Source organism: Candidatus Poriferisodalis sp. (assembly GCF_965208925.1).
In the GTDB taxonomy this organism is placed as follows: Bacteria; Actinomycetota; Acidimicrobiia; order Acidimicrobiales; family Poriferisodalaceae; genus Poriferisodalis.
Map to the genome: position 1 here is coordinate 2,982,701 of NZ_OZ242364.1, position 19,269 is coordinate 3,001,969.

General features: G+C 68.2%; 16 protein-coding genes. 9 read left to right on the forward strand and 7 right to left on the reverse strand.

The window, feature by feature from the left end; genetic code table 11:
- Positions 1 to 33 precede the first annotated feature (33 nt).
- Genes ACOGI5_RS13125 through ACOGI5_RS13135 form a run of 3 tightly spaced genes read left to right on the forward strand, consistent with a single transcriptional unit; the run spans position 34 to position 4,834 of the window.
- Entirely contained in the window at positions 34 to 1,548 is a 1,515-nt protein-coding gene (locus ACOGI5_RS13125) for a 2Fe-2S iron-sulfur cluster-binding protein (protein WP_419864857.1), read from the forward strand.
- On the forward strand, positions 1,545 to 3,935 hold the full coding sequence (locus ACOGI5_RS13130) for a xanthine dehydrogenase family protein molybdopterin-binding subunit (RefSeq protein WP_419864858.1): 2,391 nt from the start codon (positions 1,545 to 1,547) through the stop codon (positions 3,933 to 3,935). The genes ACOGI5_RS13125 and ACOGI5_RS13130 overlap by 4 nt, the downstream gene beginning before the upstream one ends.
- Positions 3,932 to 4,834, forward strand: coding sequence for a VOC family protein (locus ACOGI5_RS13135; protein ID WP_419864859.1), 903 nt, complete (start codon positions 3,932 to 3,934; stop codon positions 4,832 to 4,834). Before ACOGI5_RS13130 ends, ACOGI5_RS13135 begins: the two co-directional genes overlap by 4 nt.
- 60 nt (positions 4,835 to 4,894) lie before the next feature.
- Here the strand turns inward: ACOGI5_RS13135 and ACOGI5_RS13140 are convergent, their stop codons facing one another.
- From ACOGI5_RS13140 to ACOGI5_RS13165, 6 genes are read right to left on the reverse strand one after another with little or no spacing between them, the layout of a single operon-like run.
- On the reverse strand, positions 4,895 to 5,986 hold the full coding sequence (locus ACOGI5_RS13140; protein WP_419864860.1) for a CobW family GTP-binding protein: 1,092 nt from the start codon (positions 5,984 to 5,986) through the stop codon (positions 4,895 to 4,897).
- Between the two features lie 20 nt (positions 5,987 to 6,006).
- Positions 6,007 to 7,089, reverse strand: a complete 1,083-nt coding sequence (locus tag ACOGI5_RS13145; protein WP_419864861.1) for a DUF1295 domain-containing protein — start codon at positions 7,087 to 7,089, stop codon at positions 6,007 to 6,009.
- The gene (locus ACOGI5_RS13150) at positions 7,086 to 7,880 is read right to left on the reverse strand and encodes an SDR family NAD(P)-dependent oxidoreductase (protein WP_419864862.1); all 795 of its coding nucleotides are present in this window, start codon (positions 7,878 to 7,880) and stop codon (positions 7,086 to 7,088) included. The genes ACOGI5_RS13145 and ACOGI5_RS13150 overlap by 4 nt, the downstream gene beginning before the upstream one ends.
- Positions 7,877 to 9,538, reverse strand: coding sequence for an amidohydrolase (locus ACOGI5_RS13155; protein WP_419864863.1), 1,662 nt, complete (start codon positions 9,536 to 9,538; stop codon positions 7,877 to 7,879). The genes ACOGI5_RS13150 and ACOGI5_RS13155 overlap by 4 nt, the downstream gene beginning before the upstream one ends.
- A 43-nt stretch (positions 9,539 to 9,581) precedes the next feature.
- The gene (locus ACOGI5_RS13160) at positions 9,582 to 10,469 is read right to left on the reverse strand and encodes an LLM class F420-dependent oxidoreductase (protein WP_419864864.1); all 888 of its coding nucleotides are present in this window, start codon (positions 10,467 to 10,469) and stop codon (positions 9,582 to 9,584) included.
- Between the two features lie 19 nt (positions 10,470 to 10,488).
- Positions 10,489 to 11,709 carry a cytochrome P450 gene (locus ACOGI5_RS13165; RefSeq protein ID WP_419864865.1) on the reverse strand — a complete coding sequence of 407 codons (1,221 nt, stop codon included), beginning with the start codon at positions 11,707 to 11,709 and terminating at the stop codon, positions 10,489 to 10,491.
- A 209-nt stretch (positions 11,710 to 11,918) separates the two neighbouring features.
- Between ACOGI5_RS13165 and ACOGI5_RS13170 the strand changes: the two genes are divergently transcribed.
- The 3 genes from ACOGI5_RS13170 (at position 11,919) to ACOGI5_RS13180 (ending at position 15,410) form a co-directional block, all read left to right on the forward strand.
- Positions 11,919 to 13,100, forward strand: a complete 1,182-nt coding sequence (locus ACOGI5_RS13170) for an LLM class flavin-dependent oxidoreductase (protein ID WP_419864866.1) — start codon at positions 11,919 to 11,921, stop codon at positions 13,098 to 13,100.
- Positions 13,101 to 13,154: 54 nt separating this feature from the next.
- Entirely contained in the window at positions 13,155 to 13,946 is a 792-nt protein-coding gene (locus tag ACOGI5_RS13175) for an SDR family NAD(P)-dependent oxidoreductase (RefSeq protein ID WP_419864867.1), read from the forward strand.
- Between the two features lie 225 nt (positions 13,947 to 14,171).
- Positions 14,172 to 15,410 carry an acyl-CoA dehydrogenase family protein gene (locus ACOGI5_RS13180; protein ID WP_419853607.1) on the forward strand — a complete coding sequence of 413 codons (1,239 nt, stop codon included), beginning with the start codon at positions 14,172 to 14,174 and terminating at the stop codon, positions 15,408 to 15,410.
- 67 nt (positions 15,411 to 15,477) lie between these two features.
- On the opposite strand, the gene ACOGI5_RS13185 is transcribed toward ACOGI5_RS13180, so the two are convergent.
- Positions 15,478 to 16,380, reverse strand: coding sequence for a nitroreductase family protein (locus ACOGI5_RS13185; RefSeq protein ID WP_419864868.1), 903 nt, complete (start codon positions 16,378 to 16,380; stop codon positions 15,478 to 15,480).
- 135 nt (positions 16,381 to 16,515) lie between these two features.
- Here ACOGI5_RS13185 and ACOGI5_RS13190 point away from each other — a divergent pair, with 135 nt between their 5' ends.
- From ACOGI5_RS13190 to ACOGI5_RS13200, 3 genes are all read left to right on the forward strand, one after another.
- Positions 16,516 to 17,352, forward strand: coding sequence for a phytanoyl-CoA dioxygenase family protein (locus ACOGI5_RS13190; protein WP_419864869.1), 837 nt, complete (start codon positions 16,516 to 16,518; stop codon positions 17,350 to 17,352).
- Between the two features lie 99 nt (positions 17,353 to 17,451).
- Positions 17,452 to 18,759 carry an aromatic ring-hydroxylating oxygenase subunit alpha gene (locus ACOGI5_RS13195; RefSeq protein ID WP_419864870.1) on the forward strand — a complete coding sequence of 436 codons (1,308 nt, stop codon included), beginning with the start codon at positions 17,452 to 17,454 and terminating at the stop codon, positions 18,757 to 18,759.
- Positions 18,760 to 18,768: 9 nt separating this feature from the next.
- Positions 18,769 to 19,263 carry an aromatic-ring-hydroxylating dioxygenase subunit beta gene (locus ACOGI5_RS13200; protein WP_419864871.1) on the forward strand — a complete coding sequence of 165 codons (495 nt, stop codon included), beginning with the start codon at positions 18,769 to 18,771 and terminating at the stop codon, positions 19,261 to 19,263.
- The last annotated feature ends 6 nt before the right edge of the window (positions 19,264 to 19,269 follow it).

The window sequence follows — 19,269 nt, forward strand, 5'->3', positions numbered from 1 at the left end:
TCCCCCGTTCAACCGACATCGAGGCACGCTGCGATGAGCGAACTGCCGCAACCCTCACCAGGTTCGCGGGCGAGTGGGCTCATCTCGCGCAGCCACCTCGGCATCGACCCGTTCGAGCTGCGCCTGCCGGAGACGCTGGCCGACGCAGCGGCCGCGGTGGCGAACGGCTCCTGGGCGCATGCCGGCGGCATCGACGTGGCCCAACGCCTGCGCGCCGGGGAGGTCGCCGACGAGCTTGTGCCGCTGTGCGCTCCCCGAAGATCGGCAGGTGCCGGACTCGAGCGGCTCACGGAGATCTCGCTCGGCGAGCGATCCCTTTTCATCGGCGCCGGTGTCTCACACGCTCGCATCGAGTCGGATCCACTGGTGCAGGCACACCGTCCCGACGTGGCCTCCGCATGGCGGACGATCGGCAACGTCAGGATCCGCGCCGCCGGCACGCTCGGCGGCAACCTGGCGGCCTTCCATCCGGGCTACGACGCTGCACCGATACTTGCGGCTGCCGGGGCCGAGCTGGTCGTCGCCGAGCCTGACGGCACCGAGGTTCGCTGCGCCGTGGCCGACGTGCCACGGGATCGGCTGATCGTGGGGTGTGAGATACCGCTGTCGGGGCGCGTCGTCTATGACCGCTCGCTGAAACCCGTTGTCTCGGTGGCTGTCGGCGAGCAGGCCGTCGCCATCGGCTGTGCCTATGCAGCGACTCACGTGATCCCGCATGGAGCGGCCAATCCGGAAAGCGTCACCGCTGCGGTTGCCGCGCTCGGTGATCCGATCGAGAACGCATTCGCCAGCGCTGCCTACCGGCGTCGCATGATCAGCGTGCTCGTGGATCGGTGTCTGCGGATGCACGCCGAGCCACCTGCACCTGCCGGAGATGACCGCATGGGCGTGCCTGCGACACGGCCTGGGTCGACGCGAGAAGTCGCGACGCCAGACGCCCGCTCACTGGAGGCCGCACCGCCCGCCCGCTCGCAAGACGTCCAGTCGCCGGATGCCGTCTCGCGAGACGGCACCGGAAGCATGGCTCATGTCGAGATGCACCTGAACGGCGAGCCATTGGCCGTCGCGGCGCCGCCCTCGGAGATGCTGGTGGACACCATCCGCACCCGGGCCGGTCTGGGCAGCACGCGTGTGGGCTGCGACCAGGCGGTCTGCGGCGCCTGCACGGTGCTGGTGGACGGCACGCCGACGGCGTCGTGCTCCACGTTCGCTTGGCAGGCCGACGGCAGCGAGGTGCTCACGATCGAAGCCGCCAACCGTCCCGCGAGCGCCGGCGGGCGTGGCGACGTGGAATCGATCCTGCCCGTTGTCCAAGGCGCCTTCGCCGAGCGCAGCGCATTCCAGTGCGGCTATTGCACTCCGGGCCTGATCCTGGTGGCCGCCGCACTGCTCGCCCGCCATCCCGAACCCGACCGAGCCGCCATCTGCGATTGGCTCGACTCGAACGTCTGCCGCTGCACCGGCTACCTGATGGTGATCGAAGCCGTCGAGGCCGCCGCTGCGGCAGTGCGAAACAGCGGCGACGCCGACCTCGAGGACACGCCGTGACCCGCTCGGATGCTGCGCTGAAGGTTTCGGGCACCGGCGCCTACGCCGTCGATGTCACTCTCGACGGGATGCTGCACGCCAAGGTGCTGCGCTCCCCCCATGCCCATGCACTGGTCACGCGCATTGACACCACCGAGGCCGAAGCAGCCCCCGGCGTTCGGGCGGTGCTCACACGTCGCGACCTGCTGGACGCGGACACCTGCGAGCGCTGGGCCAGCCAGGACGCCCGCCTGCGCATGCCCCAGCGGCCCCTGGTGGCCTCGCACAGCTACGGCTACTTCATCAAGGACCAGCCGATTCTGGCCCTGGACCGTGTGCGCTGCATCGGAGATCCGGTGGTGGCCATCGCCGCCGACACCGAGCTGGATGCAGCCAAGGCGCTGGCGCTGGTGACGGTCGACTACGAGCCGCTGCCCGCCGTGACGGACTTCGACGAGGCCCTGGCTCCCGGTGCCACAGAGCTGTTTCCCGAAGCACCTCTCGCCATGACGCCGAAGTACGGCCAAGGCGCGAGCGGTGGCGCCCGGCCGCGGCCGAACGTCTGCTACCGCTTCGGCTACGAGACCGGCGACCCTGCTGCGTTCGATCACTGCGACCACGTATTCACCGACGTGTTCAACTTCGACGGCCGTCAGCAGCACCTGCACTTGGAGCCGTTCGTAGCGGTTGCCCGCTGGACCAGCGCTCCATGGCCCGACGACACAGCGGCGCAACATCTCGACGCCAGCAGCCGGCTGGAGCTCTGGTCGAGCTGCCAAAACCCGTTCCCCGTCCGCAAGGAGATGGCCCGCCTGCTGGGCATCGGCGAGCAGCGGGTGCGCATGCATGTCGGCTACCTCGGAGGCGGCTTCGGCGCCAAGAACGGCTGCAAGACCGAACCCGTCGCCGCGCTGCTGGCGCTGAAGGCCGGGGCACCGGTGCGCTACTGCCTCACCATGGATGAGGGCTTCTGGACAATGCGCCAGCACAACGCCCGGCTCACGCTGCGCACCGGCGTCATGGCCGACGGCACACTCGTAGCTCGCGACGCCGAAGTGCTGCTCGACGGGGGCGCCTACGCGGACGCCAGCCCGCTCGTAGCGGAGAAAGCCGGTTACCGGGTGGCGGGGCCGTACCGCTGGCAGCACATCCGGTCAGTCACCGACGCCGTGCTGACCAACACCACACCAGCCGGCCCGTTCCGGGGCTTCGGCGGAACGCAGGCCAACTTCGCCTGCGAAAGCCAGCTCGACATGATCGCTGACCGGCTCGGCCTCGACCCGGTCGAGCTGCGGCGCCGCAACCTGATCGGGCTTGGCGAGCCGTACGTGCCGGGCGAGTCGGCCATGGACTCGGACCTGGTCGAGGGGCTGGACCTGGTGGCCGACCGCATCGGCATGGACCAACCCCGCCCAACGGGCCGGGGACGTGGCGTGGCGGTGGGATTCAAGGACTCCGGCGGTGTCAACAAGCCGGCGCAGGCCCGCGTGAAGGTGGCCACCTCGGGCGATGCCTGGGTGCAGTGCGGCACTGTCGAGATGGGTCAGGGCGCCCAGACCGCCCTGCGAGAGGTTGCAGCGCGGGTGCTCGGCGTGAGCCGCGAGCGAGTGCACTGGTCTGACATCGACACCGACCACACGCCCTTCGACCAGGGCACGAACGCATCCTCAGCCATTTCGGTCATGGGCCAGGCAGTGCAGAAGGCCGCCGAAGCGGCCCGGCTGCGCGTCCTGCTGTTCGCCGCAACGGCACTGGGCGTTCCGCTCGAGCGCGTCGAGTTCCAGGACGGACTCGTCATCGCAGCTTCCCCGGACGGCTCGGGCGAGCCCGAACGCGTCCCGCTGGCACCGCTGGTGATGGGCTTCTACGGCGGCACCGGCTACGAATTCACCGGCGAGGGGTTCTTCAAGGCACCCGGCGAGAGCCGGGCGCCGCTGGAATCCCCGTGTGTGTCATGGGAGTACGGCTGGGGGGCTGCGGAGGTGTCGGTGGACGCCGAAACCGGCGTGGTGACCGTTCACCGGCTGGTGGTGTCGGGCGATGCGGGCACGGTGCTGCATGAGGGTGCCTGCCGTGGACAGGACGAGGGTGCCGCGATCATGGGCCTCGGCGGCGCGCTGTTCGAGACCATGCGCTTCGACGGCGCTGTGCTCGCCAACGGCCGCCTCGTTGATTACCGGGTGCCACGGGCCAGCGACGTGCCGGCGGAATTCGTGTCGATCACCCAACAGCAGGGGCACGGGCCGGGCCCGTTCGGCTCCAAGGGTCTCGGCGAGGGTGCGATGCTGCCGGTCGCGTCAGCCATCGCGAACGCCATCGCGGATGCGACCGGGGTGAGGGTCACCTCGATGCCCCTGACCGGCGAGACGGTGCTGGCCGCCCTGGACGCAGACCGGGGGCGAACATGAGCGCTGCTTCCGCCGCCGGCTGGTCCATCACCCATGTGCGCCATATCGCGCTCAACTGCGGCGCCTTCGACGAGTGCCTCGACTACTACGCCGGACCGTGGGGGCTGGAGCGCCTCAGCGATTCGGATGACCGCACGGCGATGCTGCGGGCCACCGGTCCGGAACACCACGTGCTGGAACTGCATCGCTCCGACAGCAACAGCATCCGCCACCTGAGCCTCGGGCTCGCCGATGACCGAGCTGTGGACGCGGCGGCCATGGGGCTCAGGTCCGCTGGCGTCACACTGCTGGGTGAGCCGGCCGCCCTGCACCGGCCCGGCGGCGGATACGGCTTCGGCATTGCCGACCCGGAGGGGCGCATCGTGGAGCTGTCGGCCTGCACCGACGCCGTGCCAGCGGGCCCCGCGCAGCCCACTCCCGTCAAGATCGCCCACATCGTGCTGAACACCGCCGACATCGAGTCGCTGAGCGCGTGGTGGTGCGACGTGCTGGGCTTCCGGGTGAGCGACTGGAGCGAGCGTCAGATGGTGTTCCTGCGCTGCAATAGCGACCACCATTCGATCGCGTTCAACCGGGGCGAGTGGGCATCGCTGAACCACGTCGCCTACGAGGTTCCCTCGCTGGATGCGTTCATGTCGTCGATCGGCCGCCTCAAGCGTGCAGGTCACGATGTCGGCTGGGGCCCCGGCCGGCACGGTCCGGGCAACAACGCGTTCGGCTACTTCGTGGACCCGGCAGGCACCGTGCCCGAAGTCACCGCCGAGGTGCAGCAAGTGGACGAGGCCACCTGGGTGCCGCGCACGTGGCCCCGCACCCCCGAGCTGTCTGACCGCTGGGGAACCGCCGGCCCGCCGTCCGCGGAGATGCGCGAGTACATGGCCGGCACACGTGACACCTGATCGTCCCACCGTCGACGCGCTGTCAACGCACCGTCGACGCGCCGTCGAGGCGCGTACGCGTCAGGCGAGATCGCACAGCGAGGCTGCGGCCCGGTCGACGGCCGATTGCTCGCAGCCGATCAGCACGACAGCGGGCTCCAATCTGGCCCCTGCGGGCGAACGCGCTGGTTCGATGCTCCAGCGACGGCCCACGACCTGCAGTTCGTGCCATCGGCCGTCGGCACTGGTGAACCAACCCTTCACCCGCAGCAGCGGTTCCGGCTGTTGGTCGCACCAGCGCCCGACCGCGGCAGGCTCCCAGGGTCCGACTCCCGCCACGGTGGCCGTCGCAACGTCGATCGGGTGTCTGTGCTCGGCGGTGTCGAACGCCGCTCCCCGCACAGCCGCACTGAGCAGCACCCTCGGATCGATGCGCCCATGAGTCGATGGCACGACCATCCGACCGGGCGCAATCTCGCCGATCCGGGCCGTCAGCGCCGCCGCCTGGGCGTCGTCAACCAGGTCCGTCTTCGACAGCACCACCAGGTGCGCCACGTAGATCTGGCGGCGCACGGCGAACCCCACCTGGAAATCATCCAACTGCGCTGCCAGACACTGCGCATCCACGACGGCAACCACGCCGTCGAGCCGACAGCCCGATGCACCTTCGACAGCCGACGCCATCGTCGCCGGATCGGACACACCGCTGGCCTCGACCACGATCGCGTCGAAGACACCCGTGGCGGCAAGGGCTTCCAGCGACGCCGACAGATCGTCCACCAGTGCGCAGCAGGCACAGCCGTTGGTGAGCTCCATCCGCTCGCCGGACCTCGAAGCGGGCCCGCGTACGGCCGCAGCCTGATCATGCAGCGAGGTGGCATCCAGCGAGGTGGCATCAATCGAGACAGCGTCGATGTTGACCGCACCGATGTCGTTGACCACTGCAGCGATGCGCAGGCCCGCAGGGTCGGCCAGCAGCCGTCGCAGCACCGTGGTCTTCCCGCTGCCGAGAAAGCCCGTGAGCACCGTGACCCCGATGCCACCCGTTTGGGCGTCTCCTGCATTGCGTCGGGCGGCCGCCAGAGAGCCCAGCACGGCCTGCCAAGCAGCGTCGAGCTGGTCTGGATGACTCTGCGACAGAGGTGCAGATCCGGGTTCGCTCGAGGCGTTCATGGCGGCGCTGACAGTCCTGCTCAGTAGATCCGGGGCACGATGCGCCAGCGCACCTGGGCGCGGTACCGGTCCCATAGCGGGCCGTACTTGGCGGCACAGCGCCGGTCGTCGGCGCGCTCACGCGGCACCAGCAGCGCGACGTAGTACAGCGGGTACAGCCACGGCGCCAGCATCGAGGGCCGACCGAGCGCGAGGGCCAAGCCCACGCCCATGGCGATCTCGCCCAGGTAGTTGACGTGGCGTGACACACCCCAGAAGCCGCTGACCAGCACCTCGCGCTCGCCATCAGAAAGCGCCTTGGGGGCAATGCCCAAGAACGCCCGATCGGGTTCCCGTTTGAAACGGTGTTTCTGCAGGTTCGCCCCGCGGGCCAGCACCCACCCGCCGAAGAACACGACTGCGGCAACGACCAGCAGCCACGCTGGGGCATCGGGATTGGCGAGATCGGCGACCGCCCACAGACCGACGGCGTAGAAGTACGGGTACCAGAACAGGCACCCCCAGATGAGCTTGAACCCCACGCGCTCGGCGAACAGGTCGTAGGTGTAGAGGTGAACGCGCTCGAAGATGAGGTAGTCGCAGACGAACCAGCTCATCAGCACTACGTAGAGGGCGATGCCGGGTGAGGGATCGTCCCTGAACGCATCCCAGTGGTGCGCTGCGAACGAGAGCACGTTCAGCTCGAGCAGCACGGCGCCGGCCAGGTAGAGGTACATCTTGGCGTCGGCCCGGCCGCCGAACGGCTGCGGGTTCTCGCGACGCCCCAGGTACAGCTCGGCGAGCAACCCCCGCCCGCTCGTCGGCGCGCCCAGCACCGTTGCGGCACTCGCCGCCAGGCCCAGCACCAGCGCGCCCAGCGCGCTCGGCCAGCGTTGTTGCCACAGCCAGTCCCACGGCATCAGGCCCGTCATGCACAGCGCGCACCACACCGCCAGCGTGACCACGAAGATCAGCAGCCCGTTGACCCGGTACTGCAGCACGTCGCCGGTGCGTTCGTGGCGCGCATAGCCCGCCAAGCGCCGCGCCGGCAGCACCAGGTGCAGCACGCCGACTGCGGCGAACACCGCCCAGGGTGCGAAGAAGCCGGCCACCGCGTCGCTCATGTCACGTGCTTCGTATCGCGGGCAATGAAGCGGATCGCAGCTTTGCGAGGCACCGCACGTCCCATGAGCTGGGCAGCCAGGCGGTTGACGCGGCCTGGCACCACCCGCGGCCCGCGGTCCAACCGGTCCAGTGTCTGGCGTGCCGCTTCTTCGGGGGCCAGCATGCCGGGCACGTCACGGCCGAACGTCCTGGCATACCCCGGGGTGGGCATGGCACCGGCACAGCACGCCACCACGTCGATGCCGAACGGCCGGAGCTCGTACCAGAGGCTCTCGGCGAGATGGGTGTTGAACGCCTTGGTTGCTGCGTACACGGCGACGTGCGGGGTTCCCTGCAAGCCGGAAAGCGACGACACCAGCACCACGGCGCCGCGGCCCCGTTCGCACATGGCCGGCGCCAGCGTCTGCACGGCGCGCAGCGGGCCGCGCACATTCACGTCCACCGCATGCTGGATTGCCTCGTCGGTGTTGCTGAGAAACGGGCCGATCGGCACCGATGCGGCGTTGTACACCACGATGCCGATGTCCAGGCCGGCAGCCGCATCGGCGAGAGCGGCCGCGTACGCGTCGTCGGCCAGGTCCAGCTCGACGCAGCGCACCTCGACCGGGTGTGTGCTCTGCAGCCGATCGCGTACTTCGGCCAGCACGTCCCCCCGACGGGCCAACAGCATCAAGTTCATGCCGCGAGCCGCGAGTTCGGCGGCGAACGCAGCACCGAACCCCTCTGAAGCGCCGGCGACGACGGCCCACGCCCCATAGCTGTCGGGAAACGAGCGGCGCCGGCGTCTCACGAGGTGGGTTCGCCGCCCAGCACCGTGCCGGCGATGCCGATATCGCGCAACGCCATCGGATCGACCTCGTAGGGGTCGTCGTCCAGCACGGTGAAGTCGGCCAGCTTGCCGGCCTCGATCGATCCCAGCCGGTCGTCGCGGGCCAGCACGTGCGCGGCGTCGATGGTGACGGCACGCAGTGCCCGGTCCACCGAGATGCGCTCCCCCGGTGCCATCACCGTCTCGCCATCGGCACCCACACGGTTGACGGCGCACCACACCGCCAGCAGCGGATGCAGCGGCGTGACGACGAGGTTGAAGTCGCTGTGCAGGGCGAACGTGACCCCGGCCCGTTCCAGCGATCCCAGCCGGGCGGTGGCCTCGCTGCGGTCGGGCCCGAAGCCGTGATCGGCATGCAGCTGCGCCCGGAAGTGCACGAAGTAGCAGTTGACGCTGGCCAGCCCGCCCAGCGCGGCGAGGCGCTTGGCCTGAGCGGGCGTCGAGATGCAGTAGTGCTCGATGGTGAAGCGGTGGTCGAAGCGCGGGTGCTCGGCCTGCAGGGCGGCCAGCGTGTCCAGCGTCATGTCCACCGTGCGGTCGCCGTTCGCGTGGGAGTGGATCTGCACACCCGACTGCCAGAAGGGCCGCATCCGCTCCACCATGTCGTCCCAGGGCACCTCGCCGGTGTGCGCGGTGTCCTCGTCGAGATAGCCGGGCGAGTTCATCACCAGCGTCATCGACGGGTACGAGCCGTCGTTCACGTATTTCACGCCGTGGGTGTTGAGCCGGTCGTCGCCCTCGGCTCGCTTCGCGGCCAGAAAGTCGAGCATGTCGTCGCCGTAGGTGCGCACCAGCTTCGGCTCGAAGGGGATCATGAAGATGCGCAGCGGAAAGGTACCCTCGGCGATCGCGGCCGCGTGGTCGTCCCATTCGGGCTCGAAGCCGTCGGCCATGCCCCACACCAAGTCGGCGGTGGTGGTGACGCCGACGGCGCGGGCCACCGCCCCCATGCGGTCGATGGCGGCCCGGCCTGTGCCCGGACCGAAGATCGAGGCCGCGACAGGCCGGTTGGCCCGCGCCGTTGCCTCGGTCTCCACGAACCAGCCGTTCAGCCGGCCGTCCGGGTAGCGACCCAAGCCGTGACCGACCGAGTCGTCGTCGACGCCGATGAGGCCGAGCATCGGCGTGTTGGCATACACGATGTGCGGTGCGTAGGCGCACACCCACAGCGGCACGGTGTCGCTGATGGCGTCGAGCATGTCGCGGTCGAGGTGCCCGGCTTGGCTGGCCGGGTCGTAGCCCCACGCCGTCAGCGGCTCCCGTGGGTCGCCATGCTCGGCAACCAGCGCGCGCAGCTGGTGCACCACGGCGTCACGGCTGGGCAGGCCCTTGCGCAGCCCCGTGGGCGACGCCGAGTCGATCGGTCCGACGTAATGCAGCCCCATGTAGGTGCCGCTGAGGCGCAGGTGGGTGTGCGGGTCGATAAGGCCCGGCATGATCACCTTGCCGACGTAGCGGTCGTCGACCTCGTAGGGGTTGCGCCGCAGCCACGGCTGCATCGACTCCATAGTGCCGACTGACACGATCCGGCCGTCGGCCACCGCCACGGCTTCTGCGTGCGGCCTGCCGGGGTCCATGGTGTGGATCCGGGCCGCCGGGTACACCGTGATCTGTTCCATGCGCCACCCCGCTGGTGCCGTGGGCGTCCCACCCGGTTCTAGTTCAGCGCACCGACGAGATGAAGCTCTCCAGTGCGGCAATGTGCTCAGCGGTGCTCTGCAGGTTCGCAGCGGGGTTGCCGCCCCACTCGCACGTCGTGCTCTGGCAGTTGATCGAGAAGTGGCTGAACCCCGCATCTCGGGCGCCGTCGACGAGCACTGTCCATCTGTCCGGGCCGATGCCGTAGTTGGCCTCGCCCTCCAAGGCGAAGTCGGCCGGATCGCGCAACTGGTCGACGAGCAGCTCCCGCAAGCGATCAGCCAGCGCGACGGTGTCGGGACCCGAGTCGCCAAAGGTGAAGCCGTCGCCGAGACGGGCCGCCCGTCTCAGCGCCGCCGGGGTGTAGCCGCCGAACCAGATCGGGATGCGCCGCTGCGGCCGGGGGCGGATGCCGGCACGGTCGATGCGGTGGAACTCGCTGGTGTAGTCGATGACGTCATGCTCCCAGAGCGCCCGGATCACGGTGATCTGGTCATCCAGCAGTGCGCCGCGCTGCTCCCAGTCGGCACCCAGCGACTCGTACTCGACGTAGTTCCAGCCGGAGCCCACGCCGAGCCGGAAGCGGCCCCTTGACAGCAGGTCCACCTCGGCTGCCTGCTTGGCGACCAAGGCGGCCTGGCGCTGCGGGAGGATGATGATGCCGGTCTCGAACTCGATCGTGCTGGTCACCCCTGCCAGGTAGCCGAAGAGGACGAACGGCTCGTGGAAGTCGTCCCGCTCGGTGTAGGGGCCCCAGAAGGCCGGATTCCGCCCGGCGTGCTCGGCACCCAGGACATGGTCGTAGGTGACGATGTGCGCGTAGCCCAGCGACTCGGCGGCTTGCGCCCAATCACGCAGCGCAATCGGATCGGTGCCGATCTCGCACGTCGGAAGGACCGCGCCGAACTTCATGGGCCGCTGCTTCGGGCGCTCAATCGAGGATGCGCAGCGGAACGCTGCGGGGGCCCCGGATCGGGCCGACCGACCACTTGACGTCCCCGGGGTCGACGGCCAGCTCGAATCGGGGGAAGCGCTCCAGCCAGGCAGTCAGGCCCACCCGCAGCTCCATGCGCGCCAAGTTCGAGCCCAAGCAGCGATGCACGCCCACCCCGAACGCCATGTGGCGGTTGTTCTCGCGATCCAGAATCAGCTCGTCGGGGTTCTCGAAGTACGCGGGGTCGCGATTCGCCGACGGGTACGCCAGCAGCACTCGCTCGCCCTTCGAGACGGGGCAGCCAGCGATCTCGGCGTCTTCGGTGATGTAGCGGGCAATGGTGACCGGGCTGTAGTAGCGCAGGAACTCCTCGATGGCTGTGGGCATCAACTCGGGCTCGTCGACCAGTCGCTTGAGATCGTCAGGATGCGTGCCGAGGTGGAACAGCATGGAGCCCAGCGTCGACCACGTCGTGTCGATGCCGCCCAGCATCAGCACGAACAGCGCACCGATGCGTTCCTTGCGCGTGAACGGCCTGGTGCTGCTGTCGGACAATTCAGCTTGCGCGTTCAGCACCATGGTCACGAGATCGTCAGGCGCTTCGTCGCCCTCCTGCTCGCGCTCGTCGAGCTGCCTCGCGAAGAACTCCTGGACCTCCCGAGAGGCGACCCTGGCGATGTCCAGGTCGATCTGCCCCTCTTTGAGCATCCCGTCCACCCAGCGCCGAAAGGTCGGGCCCATCTCGGCCGAGACGCCGAACAGGTAGCCCATGACCTCCACCGGCAGCAGCTGCGCGTAATCGAGAGCGCCGTCGGTGAGCTTGGCGTCGCCGATGTCGTCGAGCAAACGCTCGGCCATGGCGACAACAGTCGGCTCGAGCTCATCGGTGGCCTTCGGGCTGAACGACGGCAGCAGCGGCCGGCGGACCGGTCCGTGCTCGGGCGGATCCAGCGTGATCGGGGACAGATCGAGCTTGATGTTGTCGGGATGGTTCGTGTTGACCGCGGTGATGCAGCTGGAGAAGGTGTCAGTGTCGCGAGCCGTCTCGGTGATGTCGTCGTGACGGGTCACGAGGTATGCGCCGTAGAACCTCTCGGTGTGGGCGACCGGGCAGCGCTCGCGCAGGTCAGCCATGATCTCGGGTCCGTCGGCGGCCCACTCCTCGCTCAGATGATCGAAGTCCGTTGCCCAATCGGCGACAGGCGGTCGTTCTGACATGTCGGTCGGCACCCCACTCGTGACACCCGCCGAAGCATCGCGGCGGTCTGTGCGGACGCTGCCAGCGACCCGCACGAGCACCGATGGTATTCCGCCAGTGGATTGCTGCGCCGGAGTTCCCGGGTCACAGGCGCTGCGCGCGCCTCTCGCGGGGTCCGGCAGGGCGCACGGCCGCTGCGTCGATCCGGCACGGCGCGTACCGTGGTGACGTGCCGCTCGACGTCATCGGGATGATCGGCGTATCGCCGCCCAAGGATGACTCGACCGTGCACGTCATCGAGGGCGGGCTGTCCCGCCAGTTCCTCGAGGACTTCAGCCGTGCGCACGACGAGGCTGGCTTCGACTTGGTGCTGGTGGGCTACACGTCGACCTCGGCCGACGGCTGGGCGGTGGCGACCCACGCCGCTTCGGTCACCGAGCGGCTCGGCTACCTCGTCGCGCACCGGCCCGGCTTCGTGGCGCCCACGCTGGCCGCCCGCAAGGCAGCCACCTTCGATCAGCTCAGCGGCGGCCGCTTCGCGCTGCACATCATCGCCGGAGCCAGCGACAAGGACAATCAGCGCGACGGCGATTACCTGCCGAAAGTTGACCGCTATGCCCGTGCGGGCGAGTACATCGACGTGATGCGCCGCACCTGGACCTCAGCGGAGCCATTCGACCACGAAGGGCCGTACTACCGCTTCAGCAATGTGCGCGCCGACGTGCAACCGCTTCAACAGCCCTCGCCGCCGATCTTCTTCGGAGGCTCCAGCGAAGAGGCATTGGAGATGGGCGCTCAACGGTGCGATGTGTATGCCATTTATGCAGAGCCCCGGGCGGCCGTTGCCGAGCGCTTCGCTGACTTCCGCCGCCGGGCCGCCGCATACGATTGCACGCCTCGGTTCTCGATCAGCGTGCGCCCGATCCTGGGCGACACTGAGGGCGAGGCCTGGGATCGAGCCGAACGCATTCTGGGTGGTATCGAGGCCGCGGGAACCGACAAGCTCACCGTCGCAGGCAGCCATCGAGGCAAGCCCTACGACCACGGTGGCGAACGAATGCTGTCCTATGCCGCCGCGAGCGATGTCCACGATGAGCGGCTGTGGCTCAAGATCGCCGAGGCCACCGGTGCACCGGGCAACACCTCGTGCCTGGTCGGCACTGCTGAGCAGGTGGCCGACTCGATCCTGCGTTACTACCGGCTCGGAATTCCGGCAGACGGCGGGGTGAGCGACGTGGGCTACGTGCTGATCCGGGGATTCGACCCGTTCAACGACGCCGTGGACTTCGGCCGCGAGCTGATCCCCCGCATCAAGGCCGGCGCAGACGAGCTCGATGCGCACAATGCTCCGACCGAATCCGAGACTGAGACGGAAGCTGAAACGGGCGCTGCGCTCGCGGCGGCGGACTGAGCTGGCTGGCGATCGAAGCACGAATCAGCGACACCGATCAACAAGGGGAACCTGATGCTGGACATGGATCTTTCGGGACGGATGGCGCTGGTAACCGGCGCCTCCAAGGGCATCGGCGAGGCCTCGGTGCGGCTGCTCGCCGACCACGGCGCCGCCGTCGCATTCTGCGCCCGTGGCGCCGAAGCGGTAGACGCCTTGGCGGCATACGCGCCGGCATCGGGATCGGGCTCGGTGCGGGGCTACACCGCGGACATGGCCGATGCCGACGCCACGCAGGCATTCCTCGAGGCCGCCACCGCCGATGTGGGGCCCGCCGACATCCTGGTCAACAACGTGGGCGCCTCGCCGTCGCGGAACTTCCTGTACATGTCCGATGACGACTGGACCGATCTGCACCAGCTCAACTTGATGTCGGCGGTGCGCTGCACCCGGTTCTGCCTGCCGCATATGCGCAAGCAGAAATGGGGCCGGGTGATCATGATCGCCACCGGCGCTGCCTTCTCTCCCAACGCCGCGCTCATCGACTACGCCGCTACCAAGGCAGCCATGGTGGCCACCGCCAAGGCGCTGGCAGGCAAGTACGGCGCCGACAACGTGCTCACCAACACCGTCATCCCGGGGCTCATCCGCACCGACATGTGGGAACGAGCGGCAGCCGAGATCGCTGAGGCCAACAACACCGACGCCGAGGCGATCTTCGCCCGCAATTCCACCGGGGTCCCGCAAGGCCGCTACGGCACCGCGGACGAAGTCGCATCAGGCGTGGTTTTCCTGGCGAGCAATGCAGCCAACTACATCAACGGCACCTGCCTCACTATCGACGGCGGCGTCGGCACCCACGTCTAGGGACTTGGGCCGCGGAACCGGACGCATAGCTGCGGAGGCGGCAGGAGACTCTGCGACGTTGCGACCTGCTGGATCGCGGGAGCAGAGGGTCCTGCCGCCTCCGCAGCGGGCGCACCTGTCTGCGCGGCTCTGAAACTTGTTAGAGCCGCGGGCTAGCTTTCGGGACGCACAGGCGCCGTCATGCTGGGCGCCGACCACACGCACCCACAGGACGGGGAAACAGCGATGGCACACGCATACACCGACAAGGGCCTCGAGATGCAGGAGGCCGTGAAGTCGTTCATGGACGACCACATCTACCCCAACGAGGAGGAGTACAACGAGCAGTACGAAGAGCTCGTAGCCGCCGGGCAAGTGCACGCCACCCCGGCAATCATGGAGAAGCTCAAGGCGGCTGCGCGCGAACGCGGCCTGTGGAACCTGTTCATCCCCCACCTCGACCCGCAGGCGCCGGGCACGAAGCTGTCCAACCTGGACTACTCGCCGATCTCCGAAGAGCTCGGCAAGGTGTCGTTCAGCTCCGAGGCGCTGAACTGCGCGGCGCCTGACACCGGCAACATGGAGATTCTGAACCTGTACGGCTCCGAGCGGGTCAAGCAGCAGTATCTGGCACCGCTGCTGGAGGGGGAGTTCCGCTCGACCTTTTCGATGACCGAGCCTGAGGTGGCCAGCTCTGATGCCTCCAACATCCGCCTGCGGATCGACAAGGACGGCGACGAGTACGTGCTGAACGGTCGTAAGTGGTTCTCCTCGAACGCGCTGCGGCCCGAGTGCAAGGTGCTCATTGTGATGGGCAAGAACGACCCGGACGGGCCGCGCCATCGCCAGCAGTCGATGATCGTGGTGCCTCGCGACGCCGAGGGCATCACGGTGGAACGCGACCCGCTGGTGTTCGGCTACCACCACCGGGGCGGTCACCCCGAGTTGGTGTACGAGAACGTGAGGGTGCCCGAAGACCACATCCTGGGAGGCGAGGGCGAGGGCTTCGCCATCAGCCAGGCCCGGCTGGGCCCCGGACGCATCCACCACTGCATGCGGTCGATCGGCGTGGCCGAACGGGCGCTGGAGTACATGTGCAAGCGGGCGCTCGAACGCCACACCTTCGGCAAGTCGGTTGCCCAGCAAGGCCTCATCCAGGACTGGATCGCCGAAGCACGCATCGAGATCGACCAGGCCCGCGAGTACGTGCTGCATGTGGCACATCTGATGGACACCATCGGCAACAAGGCCGCCGCGCAGGAGATCTCCGGCATCAAGGTGGTGGTGCCCAACATGGCGCTGAAGATCATCGATCGGGCCATCCAGGTGCACGGCGCCGGCGGTGTCACCCAGTTCTTCCCGCTGGCCGAGATGTACGCCCAGATGCGGACGCTGCGGATCGCTGACGGCCCCGACGAGGTCCACAAGATGACCATCGCCCGCCGCGAACTCCGCCGCCACGATCCCGATTTCAGGATGTCCTAGGACATCCTGAACATCAGACACGGCGGATGGCGTAAGCCGTCCGGAACATCAGACACAGCAGGTTGGGCTAGCTCTTGAGCCGTTCTGACAGCGTGTCCAGCGTGCGTCGCACCTCGGCCAGCACCGTCGATGAGTCGTCGCTGGGACCGACCGGCGCGTGCAGGCGCACCCGGCTTCCCCCGGGTACCTGCTCGAGATCGAAGCGCCAGGCGTCCGCAGGCACGTCGAGCGACTCGATGGCGGCCCGCACCGCTTCGGGCTTGGCCTTGAGATCGATCTCATCGACGACGCCTGGACCGCTCTGCGATTTGGTCCGGCCATAGCGATCGAAGTAGGCGATGTCGGCAGCCGGGTAGCGCCGTGATGTCGGCGTGAAATCGGTGCCGATCGTGTACGCCACCGGGAAGAGGCAGATCTGAGTCACGTGGTCTGGCAGCTCCAGCAGCTCGGCGACCGCCGGCGCCTCGTTGAGGTACATCGTGGTCCAGACGGTTCCTAAACCTCGGCTCCGGAGCGCAACCATGAAGCTCCACGCCGACTGGATCACCGAATCGAACAGCCCCGGTCGTCCACTGCCGTCATGGCGCCCGAGAATGGTGGGGATGACGAGCGCGGGCGTCCTGGCGATGTTCTCGCCGAGATGACGGGCGCCCGCCATCAGCCGTTCGTTCTGGTGGCCGGTGCCCTCCAGACGCTTGGCAGTCTCGATGACCCAGTCGACGCCGGCCGACAGGTAGAGCTCGGCCATCCGGTCCTTGGTCTGCTGATCTCTGATGATCATCCAGCGACGGCTGCCGTTATTGCCCCCGGTGGGTGCCTGCTCGGCCACGTCGATGCAATCGAGGATGATTTGATCGTCGACCTCCCGGTCAAAATCGAGGCGTTGACGCACGCCCCGGGTGGTCATCAACGCGTGATCGACGATCGCTTGGTAGTCGGGCGTGCCCGGTGCGAATGTCGGCTTATCCATCTGCGGCGAGGGTAACCGCATCGCTCGTGAGGATTGCTGGCCGACCCCAGGCGGGATCCGGGCACTGAGGGTGTCCGGTTGTGCGGTGGAAGCGGGCCATCCGGCGTGACGGGCCTGCAGAACTAGCGTGAGGCAATGCTCACGGCCGATGAGGTCGCGTCGTTCAACGCCGATGGCTTCGTGACGGTTGACTCGCTGATCGACCTAGACCTGGTCGGACCGCTCAGGGAGCGGTTCGAGCGGCTGTTCCGGGGTGAGTTCGAAACCGGCATCTCGCCCGACGAGGTCAACTGGCTGGCGGGCCGCGACGATCCGACGCTGACGAGACAGATCTGCAACGGCTGGAAGGCCGACCGGCTGGTCGCCTCGACCGTGCTCGATGCCCGCCTCGGCGAGACGGTGGCCAAGCTGGCCGGCTGGCCCGGTGCCCGGATCGTTCAAGACAATGTGCTGTGGAAGCCGCCGGGCGCCCGGTCGCTGGGATTCCACCGCGACAACGCCTACCTGGCCTGGTACACGCCGACCGAGATGTTCTCGTGCTGGATCGCGCTCGACGACACCGTCGCCGGCGGCGGCACCATGGAGATAGCCCGGGGATCGCACCGCTGGCCCACACAAGGCGACCAGATGGGCGAGTTTCATGCCCCCGACGACTACCGGGCGACGGTCAGTGCGGCAGCGGAAACTGCCGGTGCCGCGCTCGACCTCGCGCCGGTGGAAGTACCGGCCGGCGGCGGGTCGTTCCATCACGGGTGGGCCTGGCACGGTTCGGGGCCGAATGAGTCCGATCGGCACCGGCGGGCGCTCGTGCTGCACTGCGCCAGCAGCGAGGCCCGCTTCAACCGGGACGGCTTCGGCGAGGGCAACGGACCGATCTACTCCCGCTACGCCCGCCTCACCGACGACGAGATGGACGAGAACCACTTCCCGATCCTGTGGCGGCACGACGGCTACCGCACGCCCGGCATTTAGCGGGCATCAGCAGCAACCCGACGCGAGCGACCTCGCCGATATCAGCAGCAGCCGGATGAGAGCGCCTAGCGTCAGCGAGCAGCGGGGGGAGGCGCAGCGATGGCACTGACAGTGCAAAGTTCACCGGCAGTCAACGACTACCGGCACCTCGTGCAGGACGACCGGATCCACGGCAGCCTCTACACCGACCCTGCGGTGTTCGCGGATGAGATGGAGCGCATCTTCACCGACGGCTGGGTGTTCGTGGGCCACGAATCCGAAGTGCCGGAGGTCGGCGACTGGGTCTCGCGGCGGCTGGGCACCGAGCCGGTGCTGATGGTGCGCAACGGACACGGCGGCATCAGCGTGGTCGCCAATCGCTGCGCTCACCGCGGCACCACCCTGTGCCCGCAGAATGACGGCAACAACCGGAACTTCCGGTGTGCCTACCACGGGTGGACCTACGACCTCGATGGCACGCTGCTGGGAGTGCCGGGACCGAAGGGCTTCCACAAAGACACCGCTGATCTGGGACTGGATCGACCCGGCCAAGTCGATGACTACCGGGGCTTCGTGTTCGCCAACCGCAGCGGCACGGCGGGGTCGCTCGCCGATCACCTGGGGGCGGGCGGCACTGATCTCATCGATCGGACCTCCAACATGTCGCCCTCGGGCAGCGTCCGCCTGTCCGCGGGCTGGATCGGCCAGCGAATCGACTCGAACTGGAAGATGTGGCCCGAAAGCGATCACGACGGCTACCACCTCAACTTCACCCATGCGTCGATGGCCCGAGCCGTGCCCGACACCTATTACGACGAGATCGTGATGACCGGCGAGGAGGCCTCAGAATCGGCCACGCGCGCCTACGACGGGGGCCACCTCGAACTCGACTTCCGCCGCAGCTACACCCGGGAGCTGGCCTGGCTCGGCACCACTCGCGAGAAGGTCGCCAACTACTGCTCGGCCCTTGAGAGGTCCTACGGCCCCGAGAAGGCCAAGACGATCATGTGGGACGGCCCGCCGCACGCGCTGGTGTTCCCGAACCTGTTCCTGGCCGAGATGAACATTGCCCGGATCGAGCCGGTCTCGCCCGGGGTCACGGTGCACCACCACACTCCCCTGCTGGTCGAGGGCACCGACGAGAGCGTCAACCGGCGCCTCGTGCTGCAGTCAGAGGCGGCGATGGGACCCGCATCGTTCTTCCTGACCGACGACGCGGTGATCGCCGAGCGCATGCACCGGGCCTTCCAAGGGGCTGCCGTGGGAGACGACGGCTGGGTCGACCTCAGCCGGGGCCTCGAACGAGAGCACGTCGAAGACGGCCAGCGCTGGAGCGACATCACCGACGAGACCACCAATCGCGGCTTCTGGCATCACTACCGCGACGTCATGGTCAAGGTGCTGGGCCACCGGCAGAACAGCGCCTGAGCAGCCGCCATGACAGCCGTCGACGAGCCGACGCGTCGCGATGTCGAGGCATTCGTGTACCTCGAAGCCCGGCTCGCCGATGAATCCCGCTACGACGAGTGGGAAGCGCTGGTCACCGACGACATGCACTACTGGGTGCCGTTCGGCCCCGGCGACTACGAGCCCGGCACCCGGGTCAGCTACATCAACGACAACCGAACCCGCCTGGCCACGCGTATCCGCCAGCTCGCAACCGGCGTCCATCACGCACAAGACCCGCCGTCATCGATGCGCCGGGTTGTGTCGAACATCGAGATCCTGAGGGCCGAAGACGACGAGTTCGAGGTCGGCAGCAATTTCGTGCTCTACGAGCACGCTGTGCAGGCCACGGGCCACCTGCGCCTGTGGGCGGGACGCACCACGCACCGCTTGCGGCGCACGCCCGACGGCCTGCGCATGGCGGCCAAGCAGGTGGAGTTGGTGAACTCCACGTCGCCGCTGCCGAACCTGCCCTTCATCATCTGAGCGCCC